The sequence below is a fragment of the Acidovorax sp. SRB_24 genome (assembly GCF_012931925.1).
Window position 1 is genome coordinate 1 of sequence record NZ_MWOM01000040.1, and the last position, 12,003, is coordinate 12,003.

At 68.1% G+C, this 12,003-nt stretch carries 11 protein-coding genes and 1 pseudogene; 4 read left to right on the forward strand and 8 right to left on the reverse strand.

Going from position 1 to position 12,003, the window contains the following annotated elements:
- Positions 1-254 (reverse strand): annotated as a pseudogene (locus B2J89_RS13880) (twitching motility protein PilT); the annotation flags it as partial.
- Positions 255-294: 40 nt separating this feature from the next.
- Here B2J89_RS13880 and B2J89_RS13885 point away from each other — a divergent pair.
- Positions 295-1,014 carry a YggS family pyridoxal phosphate-dependent enzyme gene (locus tag B2J89_RS13885; RefSeq protein WP_169169685.1) on the forward strand — a complete coding sequence of 240 codons (720 nt, stop codon included), beginning with the start codon at positions 295-297 and terminating at the stop codon, positions 1,012-1,014.
- Positions 1,015-1,138: 124 nt separating this feature from the next.
- On the opposite strand, the gene ltaE is transcribed toward B2J89_RS13885, so the two are convergent.
- On the reverse strand, positions 1,139-2,206 hold the full coding sequence (gene ltaE / locus B2J89_RS13890; RefSeq protein WP_169169686.1) for a low-specificity L-threonine aldolase: 1,068 nt from the start codon (positions 2,204-2,206) through the stop codon (positions 1,139-1,141).
- 211 nt (positions 2,207-2,417) lie between these two features.
- Here ltaE and B2J89_RS13895 point away from each other — a divergent pair, with 211 nt between their 5' ends.
- From B2J89_RS13895 to B2J89_RS13905, 3 genes are all read left to right on the forward strand, one after another.
- Positions 2,418-3,560 (forward strand): aminotransferase class V-fold PLP-dependent enzyme, encoded by a 1,143-nt coding sequence (locus B2J89_RS13895; RefSeq protein WP_169169687.1) that lies wholly within the window; start codon positions 2,418-2,420, stop codon positions 3,558-3,560.
- Positions 3,561-3,602: 42 nt separating this feature from the next.
- Positions 3,603-4,010 carry an FKBP-type peptidyl-prolyl cis-trans isomerase gene (locus B2J89_RS13900; protein WP_169169688.1) on the forward strand — a complete coding sequence of 136 codons (408 nt, stop codon included), beginning with the start codon at positions 3,603-3,605 and terminating at the stop codon, positions 4,008-4,010.
- 225 nt (positions 4,011-4,235) lie between these two features.
- Entirely contained in the window at positions 4,236-5,528 is a 1,293-nt protein-coding gene (locus B2J89_RS13905) for a DUF445 domain-containing protein (protein ID WP_169169689.1), read from the forward strand.
- 30 nt (positions 5,529-5,558) lie between these two features.
- On the opposite strand, the gene B2J89_RS13910 is transcribed toward B2J89_RS13905, so the two are convergent.
- The 6 genes from B2J89_RS13910 to purU all read right to left on the reverse strand — a co-directional run bounded on the left by B2J89_RS13910 (position 5,559) and on the right by purU (position 11,995).
- Positions 5,559-6,020 carry a hypothetical protein gene (locus tag B2J89_RS13910; RefSeq protein ID WP_169169690.1) on the reverse strand — a complete coding sequence of 154 codons (462 nt, stop codon included), beginning with the start codon at positions 6,018-6,020 and terminating at the stop codon, positions 5,559-5,561.
- Between the two features lie 156 nt (positions 6,021-6,176).
- Positions 6,177-6,977 (reverse strand): DUF2971 domain-containing protein, encoded by an 801-nt coding sequence (locus B2J89_RS13915; protein WP_169169691.1) that lies wholly within the window; start codon positions 6,975-6,977, stop codon positions 6,177-6,179.
- A 387-nt stretch (positions 6,978-7,364) separates the two neighbouring features.
- Positions 7,365-8,396, reverse strand: a complete 1,032-nt coding sequence (locus B2J89_RS13920; RefSeq protein WP_169169692.1) for a patatin-like phospholipase family protein — start codon at positions 8,394-8,396, stop codon at positions 7,365-7,367.
- 151 nt (positions 8,397-8,547) lie between these two features.
- The gene (locus tag B2J89_RS13925) at positions 8,548-10,074 is read right to left on the reverse strand and encodes an FAD-linked oxidase C-terminal domain-containing protein (protein WP_205763836.1); all 1,527 of its coding nucleotides are present in this window, start codon (positions 10,072-10,074) and stop codon (positions 8,548-8,550) included.
- Between the two features lie 152 nt (positions 10,075-10,226).
- Positions 10,227-11,141, reverse strand: coding sequence for a LysR substrate-binding domain-containing protein (locus B2J89_RS13930; RefSeq protein ID WP_169169693.1), 915 nt, complete (start codon positions 11,139-11,141; stop codon positions 10,227-10,229).
- Positions 11,142-11,146: 5 nt separating this feature from the next.
- The gene (purU, locus tag B2J89_RS13935; RefSeq protein ID WP_169169694.1) at positions 11,147-11,995 is read right to left on the reverse strand and encodes a formyltetrahydrofolate deformylase; all 849 of its coding nucleotides are present in this window, start codon (positions 11,993-11,995) and stop codon (positions 11,147-11,149) included.
- Positions 11,996-12,003 lie beyond the last annotated feature (8 nt).

A 12,003-nucleotide genomic window follows, 5' to 3' on the forward strand; every position in this document is an offset into this window, starting at 1 on the left:
GCGTTGACGCGAAAGCGCGCCAGGCCCTCGATCTCGAACGAGAAGTCGACTTCGAGGAACTCTTCGTAGGCCTTGCGCTGCGAATCGCTCATGATGTCGTAGACCATCGCGTGCACCGTCTTGTGGTCGAGCGCGTCGACGTTGATGCGCCGCACGTCGCCGTGGACCCGGATCATCGGCGGCAGCCCTGCGGACAGGTGCAAATCGGATGCCTTGTTCTTGACGCTGAAGGCCAGCAGCTGGGTGATGTCCACGGATCCGTCCTTCTCTCGTTTGGTACGCTCGGCGGTCATTATGACGATGATTGTTAACAACCTCCAGCAAGTGCAACAGCGTATTGCACGCGCATGCGCGCAGGCCGGGCGCGATCCGGGCAGCGTGGCGCTGCTCGCGGTCTCCAAGACCTTCGGGCCCGAGGCCGTGCAGGAAGCGGCCGCCGCCGGGCAGAGCGCCTTTGGCGAAAACTACGTGCAGGAGGCGCTCGACAAGATGGCGGCCTTGTGCGCCCTGGGCCACCGGCCCTTGGAGTGGCACTGCATCGGCCCGCTGCAAAGCAACAAGACGCGCCCGGTGGCCGAGCATTTCGACTGGGTCCATACGGTGGACCGGCCCAAGATCGCCGAGCGCCTGTCCGCGCAGCGGCCGGCCCACCTGCCGCCGCTGCAGGTATGCCTGCAGCTCAACGTGGACGGGGGTGCCACCAAGGCGGGCGTGCCGCCGGGCGAGGCCCTGGCCCTGGCGCGCGCCGTGGCGGCGCTGCCGCGGCTCACGCTGCGCGGCGTCATGAGCATTCCCGAGCCTGCTAGTGAATTTGAAGCGCAGCGCGCACTGCACCTGCGCGCGAAGGACGTTTTTGACCAGATTCTGGCCACCGGCGGCGCGGGCTTGGAGCGGTTTGACACGCTGTCGCTGGGCATGACCGCCGACCTCGAAGCGGCCGTGGCTGCCGGCAGCACGCTGGTGCGCGTGGGCAGCGGTATTTTTGGCGGCCGCGTGCGCGCTGCCGCAGCCTGAAAGCCAGGGCCGGCAGGGCAGGCCACCGCTGGCGCGGCGAATTTTCAATGAAAACGGCCTCCAGGCCTTACCAGGCAAGCGCCTTCAGCTATCAAAAAGATAGGCGATGGCGCCGCGGCCACGACTACGCCAGCGCAAACGCCTGCACGCGGGCGAGCGCCTGCGCCACGTCGGCGGCGCCCACGTCCAGGTGCGTGACCCAGCGCAGCCGGGTCTGGCCGCCATGGGCGCCGCTGGTCACGCGCACGCCGCCCTGGGCCAGCCAGGCGGTGAACTGCGGCGCCACGGCCGCATCCACATCGGTGAACAAAATGTTGGTCTGCGCCGGGTGCACCACCAGGCGCCCCGCCAGCAGCGGGTGCGTGTGCGCCGCCTGCTGCAGGCCCTGGGCCAGCTCGTGCAGCAGCGCGTGGTCGTCGGCCAGGCGGCGCACATGGTGCTGCAGCGCGTGCTGGCCCGCGGCGGCCAGTAGCCCGGCCTGGCGCATGGCGCCGCCGAGGATCTTGCGCGTGCGCCGCGCCTGGCGGATGAAGTCGCGCGTGCCCAGCAGCAGCGAGCCCACGGGCGCGCCCAGGCCCTTGCTCAGGCAGACCGAAGCGGTGTCGAAATGCGCGCAGATGGCGCGCGCCTCGGCGTACACATCGCTGCCGTTCGCCGCGGCATTGGCGGTTGCGGCGTTGAACAGGCGCGCGCCATCGAGGTGCGTGGAGAGGCCCCGTGCGCGCGCCAGCTGCGCCACCTCGGCGATGTAGGGCGTGGGCAACACCTGGCCGCCGGTGGTGTTCTCGAGCACCACCAGGCGCGTGCGCGCAAAGTGCGGGTCGTCGGGCTTGATGGCCGCAGCGATGTCGGCCAGCCGCAGCGTGCCGTCGGCCTGCGTCTCCACGGGCTGCGGCTGGATCGAGCCCAGCACGGCCATCCCGCCGCCCTCCCAGCGGTAGGTGTGCCAGCTCTGGCCGACGATGGCCTCGTCGCCGCGCTGGCAGTGGCCCATGAGCGCGATCAGGTTGGTCTGCGTGCCGGTGGGGGCGAACAGCGCGGCCTCGAAGCCCAGCAGCTGCGCCGCATGGTCCTGCAGCGCATTGACCGAGGGGTCGTCGCCGAATACGTCGTCGCCGAGCGGCGCGGCCTGCATGGCGGCGCGCATCGCGGCGGTGGGCTGGGTCACGGTGTCGCTGCGAAAATCTGGCATCGGGGCGCTTTCGGTGTCAAAAGCGCCGATCGTAGCCCGCTCTGCCCCGTCTGGCCGGGGCAGGGGCATGGCCCGCGGGCCGGCTGCGGGGCGCGGGTCGGGGCACCGGCTGCGTGCTAAGCTGATTTGCCCAGCGCGTGGCCCCGCTGCCACCCGGTCGGACGGGGCGCCGCGCTCCTCTTTTTGATCCCTTTCTTGACGGAGATGCTCCATGCCCGGTCTGTTGCCCGATATCGATCCCGATGGCCTGCTTGAGTTTTCGGTGGTCTACACCGACCGTGCGCTCAACCACATGTCCCAGCGCTTCACGGGGGTGATGCAGGACATCCTGGGCACGCTCAAGGAGGTCTACCACGCCCACACTGCCGTGCTCGTGCCCGGCAGCGGCACCTTCGGCATGGAAGCCGTGGCGCGCCAGTTCGCCAACAACGAGAAGGTGCTGATCGTGCGCAACGGCTGGTTCAGCTACCGCTGGAGCCAGATCTTCGACGCCGGCGGCTTTGGCCTGGGCGGCGGCGCCGTGGTCTGCAAGGCGCGCCCGCAGGGCAGCGGCGCGCAGGCGCCCTGGGCGCCGTGCCCGGCCGACGAGGTGGCCGCCACCATCCGCGCCGAAAAACCCAAGGTGGTGTTCGCGCCCCACGTCGAAACCGCCAGCGGCATCCTGCTGCCCGACGCCTACCTGCGCACCGTGGCCGACGCCGCGCACGAGGTGGGCGCGCTGTTCGTGCTCGACTGCGTGGCCTCGGGCGCGATGTGGGTCGACATGCAGCAGACCGGCGTCGACGTGCTGATCAGCGCGCCGCAAAAGGGCTGGAGCAGCTCGCCGTGCTGCGCCATGGTGATGCTGTCGCAGCGCGCGCGCGAAGCCATCGAGCACACGCAAAGCTCGAGCTTCTCGTGCGACCTGAAGAAATGGATGCAGATCGCCGAGGGCTACGAGAAGGGCCAGCACGCCTACCACACGACCATGCCCACCGATGCGCTGGTGCGCCTGCGCGACGTGATGGCCGAGACGCGCGCCTACGGCTTTGCCAAGGTGCGCGAGGAGCAGATCGCGCTCGGCGCCCAGGTGCGCGCGCTGCTCGAGTCGCGCGGCTTCCCCAGCGTGGCCGCCGACAGCTTCAAGGCGCCCGGCGTGGTCGTCAGCTACACCACCGACCCCGGCATCCAGAGCGGCAAGAAGTTCATGGAAGTCGGCCTGCAGACCGCCTCGGGCGTGCCGCTGCAGTGCGACGAAGGCCCGGACTTCAAGACCTTCCGCATCGGCCTGTTCGGGCTCGAAAAATGGCACAACGTCGAGCGCACCGTGGCCCATGTGGCGCGCGCGCTCGACGCGATGGGCGTGCCGGCCTGAAGGGCCTGGCGCCCGCTTCCACACCACAGAAAGACCTGTTCCATGACCCGTTTTGTTCCTGCCCTGATCGCCATCGGCGCGTTTGTCGCTATGGGCGCCGCCCAGGCCGCCGCCCCCGTCACCACGGCCAGCGGCCTGGTCTATGAAAGCCTCAAGGACGGCACCGGTGCCAGCCCCAAGGCCAGCGACACGGTGCGCGTGCACTACCGCGGCACCTTCCCCGATTCGGGCAAGGAGTTCGACAGCTCGATCGCGCGCGGCCAACCGATCGAGTTTCCGCTCACCGGCGTGATCCCGTGCTGGACCGAGGGCGTGCAGAAGATGAAGGTGGGCGGCAAGGCCAAGCTGACCTGCCCGCCCGCCATCGCCTACGGCGCGCGCGGCGCCGGCGGCGTGATTCCGCCCAACGCCACGCTGAACTTCGAGGTCGAGCTGCTGGGCATCAAGTAAACGGCCCCGCGCTGCGGCGCTGCGGCATTGCGCAGGGTGCCCGCCGGGCGCTGCGGTGTGTCGCAGTGCGCGCGCTCATTGATTGATAGCTGTGAGCGCTTGGCCAGTCAGCGTTTGCGGCAGTTTTGGCTTGCATGCCTGGAAAGCGGCCTGCGCTGACAGCGGCAGCCGGCGCAGCGTGCTACGTTGGCGCTTTGCCTGCACGGCGCCACCGCACCCAAGCCCATGCCCGACCAGACCGCTGCGCTGCAACGCGCCAAACGCTTCGCCCTGGCCTTGCTGCTGCTGGCCACGGCAGTGTTCGTGGCGACGAGCCTCGCGCCCCGCAGCCTGGCGGTCGATGGACTCAAGGCCGTGGCCGAGGCCGCCATGGTCGGCGCGCTGGCCGACTGGTTTGCGGTGCGCGCACTGTTCCACCGCGTGCCGATCCCGTTCATCGCACGCCACACGGCCATTGTTCCGCGCAACAAGGACCGCATCGGCCGCAACCTCGCCCGCTTCGTGCGCGACAAGTTTCTCGACGCCGACTCGCTGGTCGCATTGGTGCGCCGCCACGATCTGGTGGCGCGCGTGGGCGAGTGGCTGCTGGCGCCCGGCCACGCGCAGCTGCTGGGCCAGCAGGTGGCGCGCATGCTGTCGGCTGCGCTCGACATGGTGCAGGACCGGCAGGTCGAGCATTTCATCCGCAAGGCCGCGCGCACGCTGATCGGCCAGATCGACCTCTCGCAGGCCCTGGCGCGCACGCTCGGCGCGCTCACGCAGGGCGACCGCCACCAGGCGCTGCTGGGCGACGCCATCGCGCAGCTGATCGCGCTGCTGCAGCGCGAGGACACGCGCACGCTGATCGCGCGCACGCTCGTGCACTGGCTCAAGACGGAGCATCCGCTCAAGGAAAAGATGCTGCCCACCGACTGGCTCGGCGACAAGGGCGCGGCCATGCTCGCGCATGCGCTCGAAGGCCTGCTCGCCGAGGTGGCCGCCAACCCGCAGCACCAGCTGCGCGCCAAGTTCGACGAGGCGGTGCAGCTGTTCATCGCGCGGCTGCAGAGCGACCCCGCCTGGGCGCGCAAGGCCGACGAAATCCGCCACTACCTGCAGACCAATGCCACGCTCGGGCGCTACGTGCAGGAGCTGTGGCAGGGCCTGCGCGCGTCGCTGCAGCGCGATTTGGCCGACGGCCATTCGGCGGTGGCGCGCAACGTACGCGCCATGGGCCAGTGGCTGGGCGCGTCGCTGGCGCAGGACCCGGCACTGCGCGAGGCGCTGAACGCGCGGCTCGCGCAGTGGGTGCACGGCCTGGCGCCCGACGTGGCGCAGTTCGTGGCGCAGCACATGGAGGACACCGTGCAGCGCTGGGACGCGCAGGAGATGTCGCAGATCATCGAGCTGAACATCGGCAAGGATCTGCAGACCATCCGCATCAACGGCACCGTGGTCGGCGGGCTGATCGGGCTGGTACTGTTCGCCGTCTCGCACATGGGCGAGATTGCGCGGGCGATGGGGTTGGCAGGAGGCTGAACCGGCGCGCCCGCGCGGGCCATGCGGGGCTTAGTCGGGGGCGCGGTCGTCTGCCGCTGCGTCGGCCGCCCGGTCAGCCGCCATGTCGGCGGCGTGCTGCGCCTGGAGGTGGCGGGCGATCTGTGCCCAGGCCTGCGCGGCCTCGGCGTCCTGCGCCCAGGCGTAGCAGCTGGCCACGTGCATGGCGGTCGGCGCGTGGTGCGGGTCGAGCGCAAAGGCCGCTTCGCACTGCGCGGCCGCGTCGCGCCACAGGCCGACGGCATCGTCCGAGCCTTCCTTTTGCAGCGCGTGCGCTTCGGCAACCAAGGCCTGGCCGACGCGCAGCGCAGCTTCGTGGTTCTCTGGGTCGGCCGCATGAGCCTGGCGAAACAGCGCGCCCGCCTGCCGCCACAGCGCACGCGCCGCCGCAAAGTCTTGCGTGGCCACGGCCTGGGCCTGGGCGACGAGGGCGTTGCCGGATTGGAGGAGGGCGGAGGAGGAATCGGAGGTCATGGACGGGGTTGGGGGAGAGGATGTTGCTGGGGCTTGTCTCTGGTGTGCTGGCGGATATCGGCCATGAGCAGTCACGGCCAAATTGCTAGACAGACGCCCAACGTCGGAGTTGACAGCCGGCCGATAGGACGCCCGTATCGAACGACCTATTAGGCATCAGCGCAACCCTGCCTTCCTTGCTTCCATGTACGACATATACGTGAACGACTCGAATTCCACTTTGAACGTTGTGGAACTGCGCCGACCTTTCCAGAAGCGTACCGTCTCATTCTGCCCTTTCAGGATCAAGCAGACTATCTCAAGCGCGTGGTCGCTGATATCTGGGCCGAAGTACACACCCTCTAGGCATTCGGACGGATAGCCATAGAGCGTACCTGCCTCGGCGTGCACAGCGCGCCATTCAGCCTCATATCGCCAAGCTTCGGCTTTCGTCGTGAACAGCGAAAGAACTTGTTCGTAATTGTCAGAGGCTAGCAGCGGTACGAGATCTAGGAGAGGCAATTCATTCGAGTAGGCGACCTTCTGAATCCTTCCGAAGTTACCCTTTGCAGGGTCAAACTCAAGGCAGAACCCTTGGTATCGCCCGCCATAGTGCGACCACATGAGGAGGTCATCGCACTGCTCGGAGAAGCACGTCACTCCGCGTCGGGCGAGAAACGCCTTCACCGAGGACTCTAGAGCCGAGCGGGCCGACCGTAGCAGGATCTCGCGCAATTCGTCCGTACCAGTCCCCTCGAACTGAGCTCGGGCGATGGGAGGTGTTTCCGGCGCGCGCAAGTACGCGGCGCGGATCGCCTCCACCTCGTCGTTTGTCGGCCGGCGGATATTCGGCACAAACGCGCAGTCGTATGGATCGTTGAAGGCAGACGGGGGGCCGAAGTAGATGGACTGGGCCTTCAGGTTTTCCAAGCTCCGCGTCGTGAATGGCTCGTACTTGTACAGGCGGGGGGGCAGCATGCGGTTTTCCTGATGTCTAACGTAATCTAGACCGGAAAACCTGCGGGATAAGCTGGACGATGCGGGATATTCTGGGCACGGTTTCCTCCTGGAAGTGGCGTGCAGCCTGTTTTTGCAGACGATGCACTGAGCAAATGCGCAGGCATAAAAATTCCGTGAAACCCGGCACGCTTGTTCTGGCGAAACTATAGCTTGCTGATTGAAGTGGCTCGTGCGTGAGACGTGCAACTGCCAGTCCATTGGTCAGCCGAGCAGGGCGCACAACCAACCGCTTTAGGCCTTAGTGGCCAACGCCTTGCGGGTCAAACGCGGATTACAGGCCGAACATCTGCGCGTTTGCTTCGGTGCGGATGCCCATGCAGTCAGGGCCGATGCGGTGCCTGCCCGTCAAGGCAGGACGCAGGTGTCGTCCAGCCCGGCCATTCCCGCCAGTTTTTTCAGGCGGGAGCGGTTGTCCAGGCAGGCCTGGTGCTGGGCGTCTGCTGTTTTTTGCTGGGCCAGACGCACCGCGTTGGCGCGTTCGGCCTGCAGTTGGGCGATGCGCTCGCGGATCTGCGGCATGGCGGCCAGGGCGGCTTTTTCGCCTTCCACGATGGCAAGGGCGCGCTGGCTGAAGTCGGCAGAACCGATATCGAGCACCTTGGGGCGAATGACGACGTCGGCGCGCGCCAGCTCGGCCTGGCCGAGCTTCTGGCCCATGATGGCAATCGACTGGCCGAGCGTGCCCAGCATGCCGTCGGGCGTCTTGCCCCGGGCCTTGTTCGAGATGTCCACGGCAATCACCACATCGGCCCCCAGCTGGCGGGCTGCATCGACGGGCACGGGGCTGGTGATGCCGCCATCGACAAAATGGTATTTGCCGATGGTGACGGACTGGAACACGCCGGGGATGCTGCTGGACGCGCGCACGGCCTGGCCGGTGTTGCCGCGGGCAAACACGGTGCGCTCGCCGTCTTCGAGCCGCGTGGCCACGGCCACGAAGGGCTTGGTCAGCTGCTCCAGCGGTTTGCGCTGCACCTGTTCGTTCACATAGTCTTCGAGCTTCTGGCCCAGCACCAGCCCGCCCGACGACAGCTGCAGGTCGCGGATCTTGGTTTCATCGAGGGCCACGGCCTTTTCCTGCAGCTCGAACGCATCCATGCCGCTCGCATACAGGGCGCCGACCACGCTGCCCGCGCTGGTGCCTGCCACCACGGCAGGCGTCAAGCCGTTGGCTTCGAGCATCTTGATGACGCCGATGTGGGCAAAGCCCTTGGCGGCGCCCCCGCCCAGCGCAATACCGATGCGCACGGGTGCGGCCGGGGTGCTGGCTGCCGCTGTGGGAGCCGCCGCAGAGGGGCTCGGCGGAGCGCTGCTGCAAGCGGCCAGCGCCAGCAGACACCCACAGGCCAGGGGACGCAAAAAGGCGTTCAAACGCATGCCGGGAGCTCCTGCTGTCATGGGGCTGGGCAGTATAGCGGCGGGGGCAGAGCGGGATCTTGCGAGAGCTTTGCACTCTCAAAACAAGAGCTGCCAGCGCTTGCCTGGCAAGCGTTTGGGCCCAAAATGGCCTGGAATCCCTGTGCGGGTTTCAGAAGCGCGGCAGATCGGGGTGCTTGATCTGCCCGCCGCGCACCAGCATCTTGCCGTACTCGGCGCAGCGGTTCAGTGTCGGGATGACCTTGCCGGGGTTGAGCAGGCCGGCCGGGTCGAACGCGGCCTTGAGGCCGAACATCTGCGCGTTCTCTTCGGCGCTGAACTGCACGCACATGCTGTTGAGCTTCTCGACGCCCACGCCGTGCTCGCCGGTCACGGTGCCGCCCATGGCCACGCTGGTCTCCAGGATGTCGGCGCCGAACAGTTCGCAGCGGTGCAGCTGGTCGAGGTCGTTGGCGTCGAACAGGATCAGCGGGTGCAGGTTGCCGTCGCCCGCGTGGAACACGTTGGCGCAGCGCAGCTCGTACTTTTTCTCCATGTCTTGAATGGCCAGCAGGATGTCGGCCAGGCGCTTGCGCGGGATGGTCGAGTCCATGCACATGTAGTCGGGACTGATGCGGCCGCTGGCCGGAAAGGCGTTCTTGCGCCCGCTCCAGAAGCGCAGGCGCTCGGCCTCGTTCTCGCTGACGGCAATGGCGGTGGCGCCGGCGGCGCGCAGCACGGCGCTCATGCGGCCGATCTCCTCTTCGACCTCTTCGGGCGTGCCGTCGCTCTCGCACAGCAGGATGGCTTCGGCCGTGAGGTCGTAGCCGGCCTTCACGAAGTCCTCCACCGCGGCGGTCATCGGCTTGTCCATCATCTCGAGGCCGGCCGGAATGATGCCGGCGGCAATCACGTTGGCCACCGCGTCGCCAGCTTTGCGCACGTCGTCGAAGCTGGCCATGATGCAGCGCGCGAGCAGGGGCTTGGGGATGAGCTTGACGGTCACTTCGGTCGCCACGGCGAGCATGCCCTCGCTGCCGATCACGGCGGCCAGCAGGTCGTAGCCGGGCACGTCGAGCGCGTCGCTGCCGAAGGTGACGGGCTCGCCCTCGGCCGTGAAGCCCTGCACCTTGAGCACGTTGTGCACCGTGAGGCCGTACTTGAGGCAGTGCACGCCGCCCGAGTTCTCGGCCACGTTGCCGCCGATGGTGCAGGCGATCTGGCTGCTGGGGTCGGGCGCGTAGTACAGACCGTACTGCGCGGCGGCCTCGCTGATCGCGAGGTTGCGCACGCCGCACTGCACCACGGCGGTGCGGCTGACCGGGTCGATCGTCAGGATCTGGTTGAACTTGGCCAGCGACAGCGTCACGCCCAGGGCGTGCGGCATGGCGCCGCCCGAGAGGCCGGTGCCGGCGCCGCGCGCCACCACGGGCACGGCCAGGTGGTGGCAGGCCTGCAGCACGGCCTGCACCTGGTCATAGGTTTCGGGCAGCGCCACCACCAGCGGGCGCTGGCGGTAGGCGGTCAGGCCGTCGCATTCGTAGGGCGTGGTGTCTTCGCTGTGCCACAGCAGCGCGTGCGCCGGCAGGTGCAGGAGCAGCGCCTGCACCACCTCGGCCTGGCGCGCGGCGCGCGCGGACGGCGCGGCGGCAGCAGGCGCGGGCGGGGCGGCGGAAAGGGGGCGGCTGGCAGAGGTCATGCACGCCACTTTAGGCGATGTGGCGCGCCGTCGCCGTGATGTTTATTGCAGCCGGATGTGAAATGTGCTGCCATGGGCAGCGCACTGAATGCTATCGAAAAAGAAGCTATGGGCGCTTGCTGCATAAGCGCCAGAGGCCAATTTGGCTGGTTTTACACCATGGTCTTGCGCAGCCATTCGGCAAAGGCCGCGCATTCCCAGCGGTCCATCGCGCCGGTGCGCCAGCACAGGTAGTGCGCGTGCGGGCTGGGCACGTCGATGTCGAACAGGCGCACCAGCGCGCCATTGTCCAGCCAGGGCGCGCCGAGCTTGAGCCGCACCAGCGCCACGCCCATGCCGGCGGCGGCGGCGTCGCACATCAGGCCCACGTCGTTGAACTGCGAGCCTTCCTGCGGTTCGGGCCAGGCCAGGCCGGTGGCGGCGAACCAGGTGCGCCAGGGCTCGAGCGGGCTGCGCAGCAGCGGCGTGCCTTCGAGGTCTTCGGGCCGCTCGAAGGGGCCGTGCTCGCGCACGAAGGCGGGCGAGGCCAGCGGCGTGACGACGTCGCGCGCGATCTCGACGTGCTCGACGTCGGCATAGTGGCCGGCGCCAAAGCGCACCATGAGGTCCGCGTCCTCGGCCACCACGTCCAGGAGCGGAATCGACACCTGCAGCGCCAGATCGATCTCGGGGTAGGCCTCGGTGAACTGGCGCAGGCGCGGGATCAGGATGGCGCGCGCGAACGTCGGCGTCACCGCCAGCTTGAGCCGGCGCTTGCCCGGCGCGGCGGCCGCACCCGGAAAGCGCTGCAGCGCGCCCAGGCCCTCGCGCACATGGGCCAGGTAGGCGCTGCCGTCGGTGGTCAGCGAGAAGTCGGCGCGGCCGAACAGCTGCGTGCCCAGGATCTGTTCGAGTTGCTTGACGCGGTGGCTCACGGCGCTGGGCGTCACGCACAGCTCGTCTGCCGTGAGCGTGACGCTGCGCAGCCGCGCGAGCGCCTCGAAGGTCAGCAGGCACTGGATCGGCGGGATGCGCCGTGCCAGGGCCAGTGGGGGTGGCAGACCGACGGGCGATGCGGCGCTGCGCATGGCGCTCAGCGAAAGACCACGGTCTTGTGGCCGTTGAGCAGCACGCGGCGCTCGCTGTGCCACTTGACGGCGCGCGCCAGCACCTGGCTTTCGGTGTCGCGGCCGCGGGCCGTGAGGTCTTCGACGGTGTCGGTGTGGTCTGCGCGCGCCACGTCCTGTTCGATAATCGGGCCTTCGTCGAGGTCGGCCGTGACGTAGTGTGCGGTGGCGCCGATCAGCTTCACGCCGCGGTCGTGGGCCTGGTAGTAGGGCTTGGCGCCCTTGAAGCTGGGCAGGAAGCTGTGGTGGATGTTGATCGCGCGGCCCGCCAGTTTGGTGCACAGGTCGTTTGACAGCACCTGCATGTAGCGCGCCAGCACCACCAGCTCTGCGCCCTCGGCCTCGATGATTTCGTACTGTTTGGCCTCGGCCTGGGCCTTGGTGGCGGCCGTGACGGGGATGTGGTGGAAGGGAACGTTGTAGCTCGCGGCCAGCTGGTAGAAGTCGCGGTGGTTGCTGATGATGGCGCGGATGTCCACCGGCAGCAGGCCTGACTTCCAGCGGAACAGCAGGTCGTTCAAGCAGTGGCCGTCGCGGCTGACCAGGATCACCGTGGGCACGGGCTGGTGGGTCGCGTGCAGGCTCCAGCGCATCTGGTGCGGCTGGGCAAAGCTGGCCAGGCGCTCGGACAGGGCCGAGTGGTCGTGTTCGATGCAGGCAAACTGCACGCGCATGAAGAACAGGCCGGTGGCCGGGTCGTTGTACTGCGCGGCTTCCTCGATGTTGCCGCCGTGCTCCATCAGGAAGCCGGAGACGGCATGCACCAGCCCCAGTCGGTCGGGGCAGGACAGGTTCAAAACATAGGCTTGGGTCATAGCGGCAG